Origin of the sequence: Ruegeria sp. B32 (assembly GCF_025141855.1) — a bacterium.
Taxonomy (GTDB): domain Bacteria; phylum Pseudomonadota; class Alphaproteobacteria; order Rhodobacterales; family Rhodobacteraceae; genus Ruegeria; species Ruegeria arenilitoris.
Window position 1 is genome coordinate 625,311 of sequence record NZ_CP081106.1, and the last position, 16,959, is coordinate 642,269.

Here is a 16,959-nt window from a genome sequence, read left to right on the forward strand (position 1 = left end):
AAGATAGAATCTACCGGATCCTGCCAATCAAATGGCAAATGGTCAATCGGCAAAGCCCCAACTATTTTTGCTGGAACGGCATGTTCAATGTCATATATAGTGAGGCTCCACTAGCCCAGCACAACGTATAGGAACTCTTATGAGCCGCTTTGCCGCCCCCATCGCCGAGCAGATCTGGGACATGAAATACCGCTTCAAGAAGGCGGATGGCACGCCGATCGACAAGTCGGTCGAGGATACGTGGCGGCGGATTGCGCGCGATCTGGCACGGGTGGAAAAGGACCCCGCGCACTGGGAACAGAAGTTCTACGAGGCTCTTGAGGACTTCAAATACCTGCCCGCCGGGCGGATCACGGCCGGAGCAGGCACCGCGCGGCAAGTGACCCTGTTCAACTGTTTCGTCATGGGCACGATCCCCGACAGCATGGGCGGCATCTTCGACATGCTGAAAGAGGCCGCGCTGACCATGCAGCAGGGCGGGGGGATCGGCTATGATTTCTCGACCATCCGGCCGCGCGGCGCGGATGTGCATGGGGTGGCCGCCGATGCCTCGGGGCCGCTGTCGTTCATGGATGTGTGGGATGCCATGTGCCGCACGATCATGTCGGCGGGCTCGCGTCGGGGCGCGATGATGGCGACCATGCGCTGCGACCACCCGGATATCGAACAGTTCATCACCGCCAAATCCGACCCGGCCCGGCTGCGCATGTTCAACATGTCGGTGCTGGTGACCGATGCCTTCATGGAGGCGGTCAAAGCCGATGCTTCGTGGGATCTGGTCTTTGACGGTAAGGTCTATCACACGGTGCAGGCCCGCGATCTGTGGAACAAGATCATGCAGGCCACCTATGACTATGCCGAGCCGGGCGTGATCTTCATCGACCGGATCAACCAGGCCAACAACCTGAGCTATGCCGAGACCATTGCCGCCACCAATCCGTGCGGGGAGCAGCCCCTGCCGCCATATGGCGCGTGTCTGCTGGGCTCGATCAACCTCGCGCGATTGGTAGCTGAACCTTTTGAGGATGCGGCACACCTGGATGAGGCCGCATTGCAGGATCTGGTCGCCACCGCCGTACGCATGATGGACAATGTGGTCGACGCGTCGAAATTCCCGCTGCCGGAGCAGGCGGCCGAAGCGCAAGCCAAACGCCGCATCGGGCTGGGTGTGACAGGTCTGGCCGATGCATTGTTGATGAAGGGCCTGCGCTATGGCTCGGACGAGGCGGCGCGTCAGACCGAGCGCTGGCTGCACGCGATCGCCCGCGCCGCGTATCTGGCGTCGGTGGACTTGGCCAAGGAAAAAGGGGCGTTTCCCGTGTTCGATGCCGAGAAATATCTGGCCAGCGGCACCATGCAGCAGATGGATGACGATGTGCGCGAGGCCATCCGCGAGCATGGGATCCGCAATGCTCTGCTGACCTCGATCGCACCCACCGGGACGATCTCGCTGTATGCGGGTAACGTGTCGTCGGGGATCGAGCCGGTATTTGCCTATGCCTACACCCGCAAGGTACTGCAGAAAGACGGGTCGCGCACCGAGGAAGAGGTCGTGGACTATGCCGTGCAGATGTGGCGCGACAAGTTCGGAGACGTCGAGCTGCCCGACTATTTCGTGAACGCCCAGACCCTGACCCCGGCCGAGCATGTCAAGATGCAGGCAGCGGCCCAAAAATGGATCGACAGCTCGATCTCGAAGACGATCAACTGCCCCGAGGACATCTCGTTCGACGCCTTCAAGGATGTGTATATGCAGGCCTGGGATCAGGGCTGCAAGGGCTGCACCACCTATCGCCCGAACGACGTGACCGGTTCGGTTCTGACCGTCTCGGAAAGCGACGACAAGGTGCCGGGCGAGAGCGCCGATGCCCCGCACGAGGTGGACGGCGGTGACGTGATCTACATGTCCGAACCGCTGGACCGGCCGCAATCGCTGGAAGGGTCGACCTACAAGTTGAAATGGCCCGACAGCGAGCACGCGATCTATCTGACCATCAATGACATCGTCATCGGCGGCCGGCGGCGTCCGTTCGAGGTGTTCATCAACTCGAAGAACATGGAGCACTACGCCTGGACGCTGGCCCTGACCCGGATGATCTCGGCCGTGTTCCGGCGCGGTGGTGACGTGTCTTTCGTGGTCGAGGAGCTCAAGGCCGTGTTCGACCCGCGCGGCGGGGCATGGGTGCAGGGCAAGTACATCCCCTCGATCCTTGCAGCGATCGGCGGCGTGATCGAGCAGCATATGATCGCGATCGGGTTCCTTGAGGGGGAAGGGATGGGGCTGAAATCCGACCCGCAGGCGCAGGTGGTCAACATGGATGCCCCACGCGGCAAGGCCTGCCCGTCCTGCGGTCAGTATGACATGGTGATGATCGAGGGCTGCATGACCTGCCGTAGCTGCGGACACTCGAAATGCGGTTGACGAGCGCCACATAACTGTCGTTAAAGTTGTATTGTGTTTCGCTGGAGTCTCAATTTGATCTGACTCTCCGGCAACATTCTCGTGAAAGCTGCAATTCCGTCTCTTTTCGGCCGGATTCATCATTGATACACCGCTAGTGTACGGGGTGATGAGTTTGAAAGGTCGGGCGGGCAGATGACAGCCGGGTATAACGGTCGCGTAGCAGTATTTTGGTCCCAGACGGAAATTGACGGGCTTGAAGCAGCGCCTGTGGCAGATTTGGCCATTGGAGCGTCTTGGTCGTGGCATGGGTGCATGACACGCTTGCCGGACTGTAACGCGGAATATTCCGTTCAGACTGGACATGATCAGGCGTTGATGGCGCTGGCTGGGCATGGCCCTGAAGCTGCAACGCTGAAGCCGATCGCCACGCTTGCAGTTATCTCATTGACGAATGGGGCGCAGACCTACGAGGCCGAGTTGACGTTGGTCGAGGGTCAGAAAGACGCGGTTTTTCTGTTCCAAAATGGCTGCCCCGCGCGGGGTCAGGACTTCTGGGTGTGCGCCGTCGAAGAATATGCCGAAGCAAGCCAATCGGATGCAGGCAATGTCGTTTCCTTCCCAACGCATCGCAGGTCGACGGAGCAAACGTTGGTTCTTGCACCGCATTTGGCTGCGACCGCCGCTGAATAGACGGCCCATTCCTTGGGAACTATTTTTTCGTCCGCGCATCGCCGCGTGTTGACTCTGGTCTGTTCGCAGATATAAGCGCGGCTTCATTGGTGTTGGTGGCCCCCGCAAGGGGATGCCTGTCATGGGGGAAACCTCAAGAGGACAACGCCCTTCATAGTGGCCCCGCGGGGCCTCGACCTTAAGAAGGAGATCAGCCGTGACCAAACGCACGTCTGCCAAGTACAAAATCGACCGCCGGATGGGCGAAAACATCTGGGGTCGTCCGAAATCCCCGGTCAACCGTCGTGAATACGGCCCCGGCCAGCATGGTCAGCGCCGCAAGGGCAAGCTGTCGGACTTTGGCCTTCAGCTGCGCGCCAAGCAGAAGCTGAAAGGCTACTACGGCGACCTGACCGAGAAGCAGTTCCGCCGCATCTACGCCGAAGCCGAGCGTGTGAAGGGCGACACCGGTGAAAATCTGATCGGCCTGCTCGAGCGCCGTCTGGACGCTGTCGTCTACCGCGCCAAGTTCGTGCCGACCGTGTTCGCCGCACGTCAGTTCGTGAACCACGGCCACGTCAAAGTGAACGGCAAGCGGGTCAACATCCCCAGCTACCGCGTCAAGGAAGGCGACGTGATCGAGGTCCGCGACAAGTCCAAGCAACTGGCCGTCGTTCTGGAAGCCGTTGGCCTGGCCGAGCGTGATGTTCCGGATTACCTGGAAGTCGACCACTCGAAGATGACCGCGACCTTCGTGCGCACCCCGTCGCTGGGCGACGTGCCGTACCCGGTCATGATGGAACCGAACCTGGTCGTCGAATTCTACGCGAAGAACTGATCTTCGCAGACAGTTTTAGAAAACGGGCCGTACCTGCGAAAGTGCGGCCCTTTTTCATGGCAAGCACTCAGATCGGCAAAGGGCGGTCTTCTGCGATCGCCTCCATCGCGAAATACGAGGTCACGCTGTCCAGTTCGACCTTCTCGATCAGGCGCTGATAGACTTTGTCATAGGTCGCCATATCCTGTGTCACGACCCGTAGCTGATAGTCGTAGTCGCCGCCGATACGGTGGAAATCCACGACTTCCGGAATGGTCAGGACATGGCTGCGAAAGGCCTGCAGCCACTCGGCCGAGTGGTGACGCGTGCGCAGCATCACGAAGACCACCAGGTTCAGCCCCAGTTTTTCGCGCATGATCCGAGCTGTCGACCCTGTCAGGACGCCTGCATCGTTCAGCGCCTTCAACCGCCGCCAGCAGGCGTTTTGCGACAGGCCGACTCGCTCGGCCAGTTCGCGCTGGGAAAGGGTTGCGTCCTTTTGCAGTTCGCGCAGGAGGCGCTTGTCAATTTGATCTATCTTTTCATGCATTTCAGATCATATGACCCAAAATTCTTATAATTCAAGCAAAGATAGGTGAAGTTTACTCAGCTCAAGTAGATCATATTGGAAGTGCAATATGGAGCCAATGACATGACCCTGTCCCATTTTCGTGCAGAAATCCAAGCCGCCACTCACAATTCGACCCTGCGCGACGGGCTGATCGGAGAGAACGTTCTGATCCCGGGTCTGCATGGGGACGTGCCGCTTGTGTACGCGGACTACGTTGCCTCGGGCCGCGCATTGCGGCAGGTCGAGGATTTTGTGGCCCAGCATGTGTTGCCTTTCTATGCGAACAGCCACACCGAGGCCTCCTATTGCGGTTCCTACATGACGCGACTGCGCCGCGAGGCGCGCGCGGAAATAGCCCGCATCGTTGGCGCGAGGGGAGATGACGCGGTGATCTTCACCGGGTCCGGTGCCACTGCGGGGCTCAACCGGCTGGTCAGTTTGATGGGAGTGCAAGAGGCTGACCGGCCGGTTGTCTTGATTGGTCCGTACGAGCACCATTCGAACATCCTGCCCTGGCGCGAGAGCAAGGCGCAGGTCATCGAGATCCCCGAAGGCCCCGAGGGCGGGCCGGACATGGCGGTGCTGGAACAGACGCTGATCGAGCATTCGGATTCGGATCTGGTGATCGGGTCATTCTCGGCGGCGTCGAATGTCACGGGCGTGATCACCGACCCGGATCCGGTGACGCGGCTGCTGAAACGGCACGGGGCGCGCGCGGTCTGGGATTATGCCGGGGGCGGGCCCTACCTGCCGATGGATATGGGGCCGGACGATGCGCGCAAGGATGCCATCGTCGTGTCTCCGCACAAGTTTCCGGGCGGGCCGGGGGCTTCGGGCGTTCTGATCGTGAACCGGGGCGCCGTGCGCCGCACCTGTCCTAGTTGGCCGGGCGGGGGCACGGTCAGCTTCGTTTCGCCCTGGCGCCACGACTACAGCACCGATCTGGCCACCCGCGAAGAGGCCGGAACCCCGAACGTGATCGGAGATGTCCGCGCGGCGCTGGCCTTTATCGTCAAGGATGCCGTGGGTACCGACGAGATCGCCCGGCGCGAGGCGCTGTACAACCGCATGGCGCTGGATGGGTGGCGTGACAACCCGAACCTGACCCTGCTGGGGGTGGACCATCCTCACCGCCTGCCGATCTTTTCCTTCCTGGTGCGCGACAACACCGGGCAGCCGGTACACCAACAGCTGTTCACACGGATGCTCAGCGACATCTACGGCATTCAGGCGCGCGGCGGGTGTGCCTGCGCGGGCCCCTATGCGCATCGGCTGCTGGGCATCGACAAGGCGGCCTCAGAGGCGCTGCACGCGGCGTTGTCGGCCGGAGAAGAGATGAAGAAACCGGGTTGGGTAAGGCTGAACTTCTCGTACATGATGACCGAGGACACGGTTCAGTTCATCATCGACAGCGTCAACGACCTGTCGCGCCGTACGCAGGAATACGCCCCGTTCTACGCCGCCGATCCGGCAACCGCCCGCTTCAAGGCGGCGTGACGGAATTGCCGCTTTTCCCAAGGCTTTGAGACCTGTATGAGGGGCGCAACCAACGGAGCCCCTCATGAACAAGATCATCCCGCAACCCGGCATCATGGACATCGCGCTGTATCAGGGCGGCCAGTCGCATGTCGAGGGCGTGGAAAACGTCATCAAGCTGAGTTCCAACGAAAACCCTTTTGGCCCCAGCCCCAAGGCGATCGAAGCCGTGCGCGACAGTGCCACGATGCTGCATCGCTATCCGGCGACCGATCATTGCAACCTGCGCGCCGCGATCGGCGAGCGGCACGGGCTGGACCCCGACCGGATCATCTGTGGGGTGGGCAGCGACGAAGTGCTGCAATTCGTGGCCCAGGCCTATGCCGGTCCGGGGGACGAGGTGATCCATACTGAGCACGGCTTCTCGATGTATCCGATCATCGCCCGCATGGCCGGCGCGTCTCCGGTCGAGGTGCCCGAGCGTGACCGCAAGGTCGATGTCGATGCGATCCTGGCCGCGGTGACCGACCGCACCCGGATCGTGTTCGTGACCAACCCGGGCAATCCGACCTCGACCATGATCTCGAACGCCGAGCTGACGCGCCTAGCCGAGGGCCTGCCGCAGACCTGCCTGATGGTTCTGGACGGCGCCTATGCGGAATTCGTGGCGGGCTTTGACGGCGGCGCCGGTCTGGTGGACCGGTTCGACAACGTGATCATGACCCGGACCTTCTCGAAGATTTACGGGCTGGGCGGGATGCGGGTCGGCTGGGGCTATGCGCATCGCGAAATCATCGACGTGCTGAACCGCGTGCGCCAGCCCTTCAACCTGTCGCTGACGGCCATCGCCGCGGCCGAGGCCGCCGTGGCCGATGTGGAATATGTCGAATTCTGCCGGGCCGAAAACGCCCGTTTGCGCGAATGGCTGTCGGCCGAGCTGGCCAAGATCGGCGTTCCGTCCGATCCGTCCTGCACCAATTTCATCCTCGCGCGGTTCTCGGATCAGGCCGAGGCCGAGGCCTGCGACGCCTATCTGCAATCGAAAGGTTTGATCGTGCGCCGGGTTGCGGGCTACAAGCTGCCCAACGCGCTGCGGATCACCGTGGGCGACGAAAAGGCCTGTCGCCGCGTGGTTGCGGCCATCACCGCGTTCAAAGGGGGCGCCGCATGAGCCAGATCTATGACCGCGTGGCGCTGATCGGGTTGGGTCTGATCGCCTCGTCGATGTACTGGGCGATCAAACGCGCCGGCTTGGCGGGCGAGGTGACCGGCTATGCCCGGTCCGAGGCCACCCGCGACACTGCGCGGCGCATCGGTCTGTGCGACCGGGTCTGCGACACCGCGCAAGAGGCGGTCGAAGGTGCTGATCTGGTCGTGCTCTGCGTGCCGGTGGGCGCAATGGGCGCCGTCGCCAAGGACATCGCGCCGGTGCTCAAGCCCGGCGCAACCGTGTCGGATGTCGGTTCGGTCAAGCGGCACGTCATTGAAGAGGTCGGCCCGCATATACCTGAAGGCGTTCATTTCGTGCCCGCCCACCCGCTGGCCGGGACCGAGCATTCCGGCCCCGAATCCGGCTTTGCCGAGCTGTTCGACAACCGCTGGTGCCTGCTGGTTCCGGTCGAAGGGTCTGACCCCGAGGCCATCGCCCGCCTGCGCGCCTTGTGGGAAGGGATGGGATCCAATGTCGACGAGATGGATGCCGATCACCACGATCTGGTTCTGGCCGTCACCAGCCACGCGCCGCACCTGATCGCCTATACGATGGTGGGCGTGGCTGACGACCTGCGGCGCGTCACCGACAGCGAGGTCATCAAGTACTCGGCCGCCGGTTTCCGCGATTTCACCCGGATCGCGGCCTCGGACCCGACCATGTGGCGCGACGTGTTTCTGACCAACAAGGATGCGACGCTGGAAATCCTCGGCCGTTTCACCGAAGAGCTGTTTGCCCTGCAGCGCGCGATCCGCACGGGCGACGGTCAGCACCTGTTCGACTATTTCACCCGCACCAGGGCGATCCGGCGCGGCATCATCGACGCGGGTCAGGATACAGATGCTCCGGATTTCGGGCGCGTAAAGGCCAAGTCATGAAACTGATCAAAGGCAAAGCCCTGTCGATGATTGCGGTGATTTGGGCCGGCGCAGCCGCTGCATCGGCCCCCGAGACATCACTGGTTCCGGTTGCGCGACCATCCCCGGCGGCAGAGCTGGTGCAGGCCGCTTATGTCCCGGCAAGTCCGGCGACGCCGATCGCTGTACCGGCGACGATGCGACCCGTGGAGCGGCCCGTATCCCCTCAGGTGCTGGCCGTGGCAGCGCGCCCGGCCGACCTTCCGCTGCTTGGACCGGATACCTCACTCAAACCCTATCTGCGGCCCGACGCGTTGGAACAGAAAGTCCTGTTCAAAAAGCGAAAACTGCGCAAAGGATCGGTGTGCGGTGACATCGCCATTCAGGGCAAGGCCTTGGGCTCGGTTCCCGGCAAGATCAAAGCCTGCGGGATCAAGGATGCCGTCCAGATCACATCGGTGTCGGGCGTGGTTCTCAGCCGCCCATCGACGATGGATTGCGGCACGGCGATCGCATTGAACAAATGGGTCGACAAGACCGTCAAACCGACGTTCAAGCGGCGCGGTCCAGTGGTCGAACTGCAGGTTGCCGCACATTACGCCTGCCGTACCCGAAACAACCGGAAAGGTGCAAGGATCTCGGAACATGGCAAGGGTCGGGCCATTGATATCTCGGGGTTCAAAATGGCCGATGGCGAGGTGGTGACGGTTCTGGACGGTTGGCGCAAGAACCCCTCGAAGAAACAGCTGACCAAAATCTGGCGCGGAGCGTGCGGGCCCTTCGGCACGGTGCTGGGCCCGAATTCAGACCGCTATCATCAGAACCATTTCCACCTTGATACTGCCCGTTACCGCAGCGGACCCTACTGCCGCTAACGCAGGATCAGACGCGGGGCCGGGCCCAACGGCAACGGTCCCAAAGCCACGAACCCGTCGCGGAAATTCAGCTGCAGGTCCAGCGCGTTGGGGTTGCCCCCCAGACCGGCCAGCAGGTTCAACGCCCGCGTGACCGGATCAACGGCTTGATCGGGCAGGGCACCTGCAGCATTGGCCATGGCAATCATGTCACGCCAGTTCTCGGCTTTGACCGCAATCTCTCCGACCGGAATGCCCTGTTCATCAACCTCCAGTTCGCCGGTTGCAAACAGACGCAATTCGCCCCATTGCACCTCGGCCAGATGCAGGTCGATCATCCGAGGTTGAGGGCGACGTTCTTCCAGCGCGGAGCGGTCCCAGGTTTTGTCGAAGGTGACATTCATGTCCAGTTCAAGCGTCTCGAAGGCTTGGGGCAGCGAAGCAGCCGTTCGCATCAGCGCGCGCAGGTCTTCGCCGGGCGTGAAGGCATCCGAACTGACCCCGATCGCATAGCTCTCGGGCTGGGTGCCTTGTTCCATGACCAGGGCAAGTGACTGACCGGCAGCCATGTCGGTTCCGTCCTGGGTCACCGACCAGTTGCCCGATGTCAGGGCCATCTTCTCCAACTCCAGCGCGACGCCCGGACGCAGATTCAGTTCCGCCTGAAGGCTGTCGGCCAGGATGATTGCGGTCTGGTCGAAATAGGACAGCCGCTGCGGCGTATCCGCAAAGCGCAAGATCTGTCGTCCGGGCCAGATGGCGGGGCTTTCGAATTCGATCCAATCCGCGCTCCAGGCTGTGCCATTCACCGGATCGGCCAGCGCGACACTGTTCAAGCGGGTCACGTGGTGCAGCGGAAACCCGGCGATTTCCACGTCGGAATAGTCGGCCTGCCATCCAAGATCCTGCTGATGCGCGAACCAACCGGTGATGGCGCTGCGCAGCCCATACCCGGCTATGGCCCAATACCCGCCCCAGAGGATGGCCAGAAATATGAACACTCGTACCAGTCGGCGCATCGCAAATGGCCCTTTTTCCTGCCTTGGAATTGATGTTTATAGGCCTAAACGGGCAAGGACCAGAACTATGACGATGTGGGTATTCGGATACGGGTCGCTGTTGTGGAATCCGGGCTTTCCGGTGGCTCGGCGCGAGCAGGCTACACTTCACGGCTATGCGCGGTCGTTTTGCATGCGGTCGATCCATCACCGCGGAACCGAGGAAAACCCCGGACTTGTCCTGGCCTTGGACGAACACCCGGATGCCCATTGCAAGGGCTTGGCGCTGGCGGTGGAACCGGGCCATGAGGATCGCACCCTCGAGGAATTGCGCGAGCGTGAACTGATCTCGTCCGCCTACGTGGAGAAGATGCTGGATGTGCATCTGGACAGCGGCCAGACGGTGACGGCAGTGACCTATGTGATCGATCCCGACCACGTGCAGTATTGCGGGGGCCTGCCGCTGGAGGAGCAGGCGCAAATCATCGCGCAAGCCGTGGGCGGCCGCGGCCCCAACCCCGAGTATTTGTACAATACCGCTGATCACCTGTCCGAGATCGGGTTGCACGACCCGGATCTTGAGTGGTTGGCGCAACGGGTGCGCAGCCTGACCGCATAAACCCTTGGCCTTGCCACCAGATTTTCGATAGATTCGCCTCAGAGCAGGCAAAACCGGGAAAGACGCGCATGGCGCATGTACAGCAGGGCGCGAGACCGCATTTCTCGCAACCGATCCGTCAAATCGTGATGATGCTGATCGCCATCGGGCTGTCGGGTCTGGGCGTGTTCATGGCTCTGCCCTACGTCCTGCCGGTTTTTTATGCCAACCCCTATCTGAACGGATTCATCCTGCTGGTCTTCGTTATCGGCGTGGTGGCCTGTTTCTATCAGGTGACCCAGTTGATCGGTTCGGTTCGCTGGATCGAAGCGTTCGTGGGCGGCGTCGTGCGCGAAGACGCTCGTACACCGCAGCTGTTGGCCCCTTTGGCGTCGCTGCTTCGCGCGCGCGGCGCGAAATCGCAGATCAGCTCGACATCGACCCGGTCGATCCTGGATTCTGTTGCGGAACGGGTCGAGGAAGAGCGGGAATTCACCCGTTACATCACCAACGTACTGATCTATCTGGGTCTTCTGGGTACGTTCTTCGGCTTGGCAACAACGGTGCCTGCAATTGTCGACACCATTCGCAGCCTGAACCCGCAAGAGGGCGAAGAAGGCCTCGCCGTATTCAATCGTCTGATGAGTGGCCTCGAATCCCAGCTGCAAGGCATGGGCGTGGCGTTCGGGTCCTCTCTGTTGGGTCTTGCCGGATCGCTGATCGTGGGTTTGCTCGAACTGTTCGCCGGCCACGGGCAGAACCGCTTTTATCGCGAGCTTGAGGAATGGCTGTCGTCGATCACGCGCGTCGGATTTGCCGCCGGAGATGAAGGCGGTGCGGAACTGGCGGTGCTGACCCCGGTCCTTGATGCCATGTCCGAGCAGATGGACGCGCTGCAGGATCTGTTCGCGGCCCAAGAGGCGGATCGCGCCGAGGTATCGGCCAAGCTGGGTGCATTGGTCGATGTCATCGCGGACATGAACCAACGGCAGGCGGAAACCGAAGGGGTCACCGCCGCGCTCGAGCGGATCGCGTTGGGGCAGGACGCGCTGCTGGATCACATGCGTGAACATGGTGCGGGCGAGGGGATCGACGCCGAAAGCCGGATGCGTCTGCGGTCGATGGACGTGCAGCTTTTGCGCATTCTCGAAGAAATCTCGGCCGGTCGCCAGGACAGCATGAACGAACTGCGCAAGGATTTCGAACTGCTGGTCAAGGCGCTGACGCTTCCGCGCGGGGCGGCGCGCCACACACCGGGTGGAGAATAACACATGGCCCTGTCTCGTCGAACCGGTCAGCGTTTCCAAGGCTCGGTTTGGCCCGGCTTCGTTGATGCAATCACGGGGCTGCTGATGGTCATGACCTTTGTGCTGACCATTTTCATGGTCGTGCAGTTCGTGCTGCGCGAAACCATCTCCGGACAGGAAGACGAGCTGACGGCCCTGTCGGACGAAGTGGCCGCCCTTGCGGATGCCTTGGGCCTGGAAGAGCGCGAGAACAGCCGCCTGCAGGCACGGCTGGGGGCTCTGAACACGACGCTGTCGCAGGCCGAAGAGGATCTGAGCCAGGCGCAGGCCTTGATCTCGTCACTCACCTCGGAGCGTGACCAGCGCGCGGCCGAGTTGGAAGAGGCGCAGACTCGTATCACAGGGTTCGAAGCGCAAGTTGCCGCGCTTTTGGCTGATCAGGCGCGCGCGCAGGGCGATATTGCCGAATTGGAATCCCAACGCGAGCAACTGCTGTCCCAGCAGGAGGCATTGAACCTTGCCTTGGCCCAAAGCCGTGCGGAGGTGGATGCCCAGGCGGAGGCAGCACGGCTGGCGGCTGCACGCCGCGAAGCGCTGGAGGCCTTGGTGGCCGACCTTGAGCAAGCGGACAGCGCGCGCGCGGCGCAGATCGCGGAATTGCAAAGCCAATTGTCCGAAGAGGAAGCCGCCCGCGTCGCCGAAGCTGCTGCCGCTGAGGCACTGCGCAACAGATTGCGGAATGCGGATGCCGAATTGACGGCCATGACCCTGGCACTGGAAGAGCAGCGCAAGAAGGCCGAGGAAACACTGACACTGTTGGCCGCCGCTCAGTCGGCCAAGGCTGAGCTTAAGCGGCAATTCGGTGAGTTGAATGACGAGGAGCTCACGGCTCAGCTTGAAGCAGCCCTTGCGGCGCGAACCGAAGCCGAGGCTGAGGCCGAAAGCCAGCGGACGCTGGCCGAGCAGCGCGACGCCTTGCTTGCCGTTGCCCGGGAAACGATCGCCACCGAAAAGGCTCTGTCCGCAAAGGCGCAACGCCAGACGGCCCTGTTGAACCAGCAGATCGCCGCATTGCGCGGCCAATTGGGGTCGTTGCAGGCGCTGCTGGATGACTACAAAGACAGGAATGCCGAAGCCGAGGTGCAAATTCAGACCCTTGGGCAGGACCTGAACGCGGCCCTTGCACGGGCCGCTTCCGAAGAACGGCGCCGCCGCCTGCTGGAAGAGGCCGAACGTGTCCGTCTGGAGGCCGAGGCCGAGAAACTGGCCGGTCAGAATCAGGAACTTACGGCACAGGCCGAAGACCTGCAGAGGTACCGCTCCGAGTTCTTTGGTCGCCTGCGCGACGTACTTGGCAATCAGGAAGGCGTTCGGATCGAGGGCGACCGCTTCGTATTCTCGTCCGAGGTGCTGTTCCCACCCGGTTCGGCGGTTCTGTCCGAGGATGGCCGGCGCGAGGTCGCGAAAGTGGCGGGCATTCTGCGTGGGATTGCGGCGGACATTCCGCCCGAATTGAACTGGGTCATCCGGGTCGACGGTCACACGGACAATATCCCGCTGAACGGAACAGGACGGTATCGCGACAATTGGGAGCTCAGCCAGGGGCGGGCGCTGTCGGTCGTGCGCTACATGGTCGAACAGTTGGGGATTCCGCCGGAACGCCTGTCAGCAAACGGATTTGGCGAGTTTCAACCTGTCGATACGGCGGACACTCCGGAAGCGCGGGCAAAGAACCGTCGCATCGAATTGAAGCTGACCGAACGCTAAGCCAGTGTCAGCGCGGCCCGAAGCGGAAGCTGGGATCGGGTGTGCCCGCAAAACAGCGTGGAACAACCGGGTAGTCGTCGGTCAGAAAATACGCGTAGGTGCCCGAAGGAAACGCGGCCGAGACGGTCATGGCACCATTGCATTCGTCGAGCGCTCCAAGTCCTGCCACGAACTCGTAGTCTTCGTTGAACGTTCCATCATGTCGTCCGTCAGGGGCGGCGCCGCCAGGGCGCTGGCCGACCTTCAGCCGGTAGGAAGAGGTCATTTGCGTGACTTTGCCGCCCACCAAACCGGTTCGGGCGTAAATCGGAAACCCGTCCGCCGCATAGCCGATCAACGGAGAGTGTTCTTTCGGTGACCCGCCCTGCATTTCGATCAGGCCGGTCGGAACCCCGTGGTAGTGATATTCTCCGTTTGGTTGGACATGTGCGAAATTGGCATCGAGCCCAAGGGCGATCGCGCCGCCCAAGGCATTGTAGGACCAGCCTGACCGGGGATCGCCGTGCCAGAATTCAGCGGCCAGTGGGTCAAAGACGACCCCAGTCAGGGACACGCCAAAATTCCACCCCATGCGCAGAGGCGTCGGGGTTGCATTCGCCCTCGGAACGGCCGGAAAGTTCAACTTGACCGACTGCTCGGCGATTTGATGGGGGTTGCCTTTGTTCGGAAAGCGACCGACCAGATGATTGGGGATGCCATTGCCGGTAATCGACAAGGCGCGGCCTTGTTCGGTGATCTCTGATCTGTTGACGCCTGGGTTGACGGTCGCCGGTTCCAGGTTCAACGGTTCCGCACGGGTTTCGTCATGAAAGCGAAACCGATGCTGGGCAGAGGCGATAACGCCGACGACCGAGGCCGCGAAGGCGATGCTCCATATGACGGCGATTTTTCTGGACACTGCGCTGCTCCACTCCAAAGGCTTTGGTCTGAAACGTGGCGCGCAAGGATTCCCGTCGCTGGGAACTGTCTTTTTGGCGAATACTTTCGGGAGGGGGGTGGCCTCTCAAGAAATCGCCCGGCAGAACTGACTGCCGGGCGACGAGACTTTTTTGATTGAACCGAGGTCTAGTCCGCGGTCAGCAGCGGCGGCTTGTCGCCCGAGATCCGCGGATTGTCGGGGCCGATAATCTCGAGATCCAGATCGCCTCTCTTGACCGAGACCCGCACAACACCGCCCTTGGCCAGCTTTCCGAACAGCAGTTCTTCGGCCAACGGTTTCTTGATGTGCTCCTGGATGACCCGGCCCAGAGGCCGTGCGCCCATCTTGTCGTCATAACCCTTGTCGGCCAGCCACTCGGCAGCTTTCGGGGTCAGGTCGATGGTGACGCCACGATCCAGCAGTTGCGCCTCAAGCTGCAGGACGAATTTTTCGACCACCTGCAGGATGACCTCTTTCGGCAGCGGGGCGAACGAGATCACCGCGTCCAGACGGTTGCGGAATTCAGGGGTGAACATCCGTTCGATTGCGGCGGTATCTTCACCCTCACGCCGGTCGCGGGCAAAGCCGATTGCGGCCTTGGCCTGTTCCTGCGCGCCCGCGTTCGAGGTCATGATCAACACCACGTTGCGGAAGTTCACCGTCCGGCCGTTGTGATCGGTCAGCTCGCCGTGGTCCATCACCTGCAGCAGGATGTTGAACACATCCGGGTGCGCCTTCTCGATCTCGTCCAGCAGCAGCACGCAATGCGGGTGCTGGTCAACGCCGTCAGTCAGCAGTCCGCCCTGATCGAAGCCGACATAGCCCGGAGGCGCACCGATCAGACGGCTGACCGCGTGTTTCTCCATGTATTCCGACATGTCGAAGCGCAGCAGTTCCACGCCGAGTGTATCGGCCAGTTGCTTGGCGACCTCGGTTTTGCCCACACCGGTCGGGCCGGCGAACAGGTAGTTTCCGATCGGTTTTTCCGGCTCGCGCAGACCGGCTCGTGCCAGCTTGATTGCGCTGGACAGAGCCTCGATTGCCTGGTCCTGCCCGAACACCACCCGTTTCAACGAGTTCTCAAGGTCCTTCAGAACCTCGGCATCGTCCTTGGTGACATTCTTCGGCGGAATGCGCGCGATCTTGGCCACCACGGCCTCGATCTCCTTGACGCCGATGGTCTTGCGCCGCTTGCTTTCGGCCACAAGATGCTGGGCCGCACCGGCCTCGTCGATCACGTCGATCGCCTTATCAGGCAGTTTGCGGTCGTTGATGTAACGCGCAGACAGCTCGACCGCGGTCTTGATCGCGTCGGCGGTGTATTTGATGTCGTGATGCTCTTCGAAATAGGGCTTGAGACCGCGCAGGATCTTCACGCTGTCCTCGACCGAAGGCTCGTTCACGTCGATCTTCTGGAACCGACGCGACAGCGCGCGGTCCTTCTCGAAGTGCTGGCGGAACTCCTTGTAGGTGGTCGAACCCATGGTGCGCAGCTTGCCGCCCTGCAACGCAGGTTTCAGCAGGTTCGAGGCATCCATGGCGCCGCCCGAAGTTGCACCCGCACCGATCACGGTGTGAATCTCATCAATGAACAGCACGGCGTCTGGGTGATCCTCAAGCTCGGTCACCACGGCCTTGAGCCGCTCTTCGAAGTCGCCGCGATAGCGCGTGCCGGCCAGCAATGCGCCCATGTCCAGCGAATAGATGGTGGTGTTGGCCAGAACGTCTGGCGCGTCGCCTTGGACGATCTTATAGGCCAAGCCTTCGGCAATCGCCGTCTTGCCCACGCCCGGATCACCCACCAGCAGCGGGTTGTTCTTACGGCGGCGGCACAGAACCTGGATGCAGCGCTCGACCTCGTCGGCGCGACCGATCAGCGGATCGACGTCGCCGGCGCGGGATTTGGCGTTCAGGTCCACGCAATACTTGCCCAACGCGCTTTCCTTCTGGTCGGCGTCACCGGAGGCGTTCTGCGCTTCCTCTTCACCCTGATCGGCGCCGGTCACCGGACGATTTTCACCAAACGCCGGGTCTTTGGCGACGCCGTGGGCGATGAAATTCACCGCGTCATACCGCGTCATGTCCTGCTCTTGCAGGAAATATGCAGCGTTGCTTTCCCGTTCGGCAAAGATGGCCACCAGAACATTTGCCCCGGTCACCTCGGTCCGGCCCGAGCTTTGCACATGGATCGCAGCGCGCTGGATAACACGCTGGAACGCAGCTGTCGGTACGGCTTCGGACCCGTCGATGTCTGTCACCAGATTGGACAGATCCTCGTCGATGAACTCGACCAGAGAGCTGCGCAATTCGTCCAGATCCACGCTGCACGCCTTCATGACGCGCACCGCATCGGGTTCTTCCAGCAGCGCCAGCAGCAGATGCTCCAGCGTTGCGAATTCATGACGCCGTTCGTTTGCAGCCGCCAGGGCCGCGTGAATGGCTTGTTCCAGTGTGCTCGAGAATGAAGGCACGCGGGTGCTCCTCTGTATTGGGCCGGAAGGGGTTCGAGTATTGGCCGGATCCCCATCCCAACCATGACCTCATACTATTAGAGTTTGGTTGATCATGGCGC

14 protein-coding genes are annotated in these 16,959 nt (G+C 61.7%); 10 read left to right on the top strand and 4 right to left on the bottom strand.

Features of this window, described 5'->3' with window-relative positions:
- Positions 1–139: 139 nt before the first annotated feature.
- The 3 genes from K3752_RS03305 to rpsD all read left to right on the top strand — a co-directional run bounded on the left by K3752_RS03305 (position 140) and on the right by rpsD (position 3,911).
- A complete protein-coding gene (locus tag K3752_RS03305) occupies positions 140–2,422 on the top strand; it encodes an adenosylcobalamin-dependent ribonucleoside-diphosphate reductase (RefSeq protein WP_222457339.1) in 2,283 nt (760 codons plus the stop codon).
- A gap of 294 nt (positions 2,423–2,716) precedes the next feature.
- A complete protein-coding gene (locus K3752_RS03310; protein WP_170369696.1) occupies positions 2,717–3,094 on the top strand; it encodes a hypothetical protein in 378 nt (125 codons plus the stop codon).
- Between the two features lie 196 nt (positions 3,095–3,290).
- Positions 3,291–3,911, top strand: a complete 621-nt coding sequence (gene rpsD, locus K3752_RS03315) for a 30S ribosomal protein S4 (RefSeq protein WP_170357108.1) — start codon at positions 3,291–3,293, stop codon at positions 3,909–3,911.
- Between the two features lie 67 nt (positions 3,912–3,978).
- Here the strand turns inward: rpsD and K3752_RS03320 are convergent, their stop codons facing one another.
- Entirely contained in the window at positions 3,979–4,440 is a 462-nt protein-coding gene (locus tag K3752_RS03320; RefSeq protein ID WP_260064946.1) for an Lrp/AsnC family transcriptional regulator, read from the bottom strand.
- Between the two features lie 102 nt (positions 4,441–4,542).
- On the opposite strand from K3752_RS03320, the gene K3752_RS03325 reads away from it, so the two are divergent.
- From K3752_RS03325 to K3752_RS03340, 4 genes are all read left to right on the top strand, one after another.
- On the top strand, positions 4,543–5,958 hold the full coding sequence (locus tag K3752_RS03325) for an aminotransferase class V-fold PLP-dependent enzyme (RefSeq protein WP_260064950.1): 1,416 nt from the start codon (positions 4,543–4,545) through the stop codon (positions 5,956–5,958).
- Positions 5,959–6,022: 64 nt separating this feature from the next.
- The gene (hisC, locus tag K3752_RS03330) at positions 6,023–7,108 is read left to right on the top strand and encodes a histidinol-phosphate transaminase (protein ID WP_260064952.1); all 1,086 of its coding nucleotides are present in this window, start codon (positions 6,023–6,025) and stop codon (positions 7,106–7,108) included.
- A complete protein-coding gene (locus K3752_RS03335) occupies positions 7,105–8,025 on the top strand; it encodes a prephenate/arogenate dehydrogenase family protein (protein WP_170420245.1) in 921 nt (306 codons plus the stop codon). Before hisC ends, K3752_RS03335 begins: the two co-directional genes overlap by 4 nt.
- A complete protein-coding gene (locus K3752_RS03340) occupies positions 8,022–8,879 on the top strand; it encodes an extensin family protein (protein WP_260064955.1) in 858 nt (285 codons plus the stop codon). The genes K3752_RS03335 and K3752_RS03340 overlap by 4 nt, the downstream gene beginning before the upstream one ends.
- On the opposite strand, the gene K3752_RS03345 is transcribed toward K3752_RS03340, so the two are convergent.
- Complete coding sequence (locus K3752_RS03345) at positions 8,876–9,877, bottom strand: DUF2125 domain-containing protein (protein ID WP_260064956.1); 1,002 nt, start codon at positions 9,875–9,877, stop codon at positions 8,876–8,878. The two genes, K3752_RS03340 and K3752_RS03345, sit on opposite strands and share 4 nt — an antisense overlap.
- Before the next feature lie 67 nt (positions 9,878–9,944).
- Between K3752_RS03345 and K3752_RS03350 the strand changes: the two genes are divergently transcribed.
- The 3 genes from K3752_RS03350 to K3752_RS03360 all read left to right on the top strand — a co-directional run bounded on the left by K3752_RS03350 (position 9,945) and on the right by K3752_RS03360 (position 13,468).
- Positions 9,945–10,475 carry a gamma-glutamylcyclotransferase gene (locus K3752_RS03350; protein ID WP_260064958.1) on the top strand — a complete coding sequence of 177 codons (531 nt, stop codon included), beginning with the start codon at positions 9,945–9,947 and terminating at the stop codon, positions 10,473–10,475.
- Between the two features lie 68 nt (positions 10,476–10,543).
- Positions 10,544–11,722 carry a biopolymer transporter ExbB gene (locus K3752_RS03355; protein ID WP_170436406.1) on the top strand — a complete coding sequence of 393 codons (1,179 nt, stop codon included), beginning with the start codon at positions 10,544–10,546 and terminating at the stop codon, positions 11,720–11,722.
- Positions 11,723–11,725: 3 nt separating this feature from the next.
- Positions 11,726–13,468, top strand: coding sequence for a peptidoglycan -binding protein (locus K3752_RS03360; protein ID WP_260064961.1), 1,743 nt, complete (start codon positions 11,726–11,728; stop codon positions 13,466–13,468).
- A 7-nt stretch (positions 13,469–13,475) separates the two neighbouring features.
- On the opposite strand, the gene K3752_RS03365 is transcribed toward K3752_RS03360, so the two are convergent.
- Together K3752_RS03365 and clpA are read right to left on the bottom strand one after the other, a co-directional pair.
- Positions 13,476–14,366 (bottom strand): YHYH protein, encoded by an 891-nt coding sequence (locus tag K3752_RS03365; protein ID WP_260064963.1) that lies wholly within the window; start codon positions 14,364–14,366, stop codon positions 13,476–13,478.
- A 167-nt stretch (positions 14,367–14,533) separates the two neighbouring features.
- On the bottom strand, positions 14,534–16,858 hold the full coding sequence (gene clpA, locus K3752_RS03370) for an ATP-dependent Clp protease ATP-binding subunit ClpA (RefSeq protein WP_170357119.1): 2,325 nt from the start codon (positions 16,856–16,858) through the stop codon (positions 14,534–14,536).
- Between the last annotated feature and the right edge of the window lie 101 nt (positions 16,859–16,959).

What these genes read in the sequence shown, in the direction of transcription:
- hisC (WP_260064952.1), top strand. Translation starts at nt 6,023, where the DNA reads ATGAACAAGATCATCCCGCAACCCGGCATCATGGACATCGCGCTGTAT.
- K3752_RS03340 (WP_260064955.1), top strand. Translation starts at nt 8,022, where the DNA reads ATGAAACTGATCAAAGGCAAAGCCCTGTCGATGATTGCGGTGATTTGG.
- K3752_RS03335 (WP_170420245.1), top strand. Translation starts at nt 7,105, where the DNA reads ATGAGCCAGATCTATGACCGCGTGGCGCTGATCGGGTTGGGTCTGATC.
- K3752_RS03360 (WP_260064961.1), top strand. Translation starts at nt 11,726, where the DNA reads ATGGCCCTGTCTCGTCGAACCGGTCAGCGTTTCCAAGGCTCGGTTTGG.
- K3752_RS03310 (WP_170369696.1), top strand. Translation starts at nt 2,717, where the DNA reads ATGACACGCTTGCCGGACTGTAACGCGGAATATTCCGTTCAGACTGGA.
- K3752_RS03320 (WP_260064946.1), bottom strand. Translation starts at nt 4,440, where the DNA reads ATGCATGAAAAGATAGATCAAATTGACAAGCGCCTCCTGCGCGAACTG.
- K3752_RS03345 (WP_260064956.1), bottom strand. Translation starts at nt 9,877, where the DNA reads ATGCGCCGACTGGTACGAGTGTTCATATTTCTGGCCATCCTCTGGGGC.
- K3752_RS03305 (WP_222457339.1), top strand. Translation starts at nt 140, where the DNA reads ATGAGCCGCTTTGCCGCCCCCATCGCCGAGCAGATCTGGGACATGAAA.
- K3752_RS03350 (WP_260064958.1), top strand. Translation starts at nt 9,945, where the DNA reads ATGACGATGTGGGTATTCGGATACGGGTCGCTGTTGTGGAATCCGGGC.
- K3752_RS03325 (WP_260064950.1), top strand. Translation starts at nt 4,543, where the DNA reads ATGACCCTGTCCCATTTTCGTGCAGAAATCCAAGCCGCCACTCACAAT.
- K3752_RS03355 (WP_170436406.1), top strand. Translation starts at nt 10,544, where the DNA reads ATGGCGCATGTACAGCAGGGCGCGAGACCGCATTTCTCGCAACCGATC.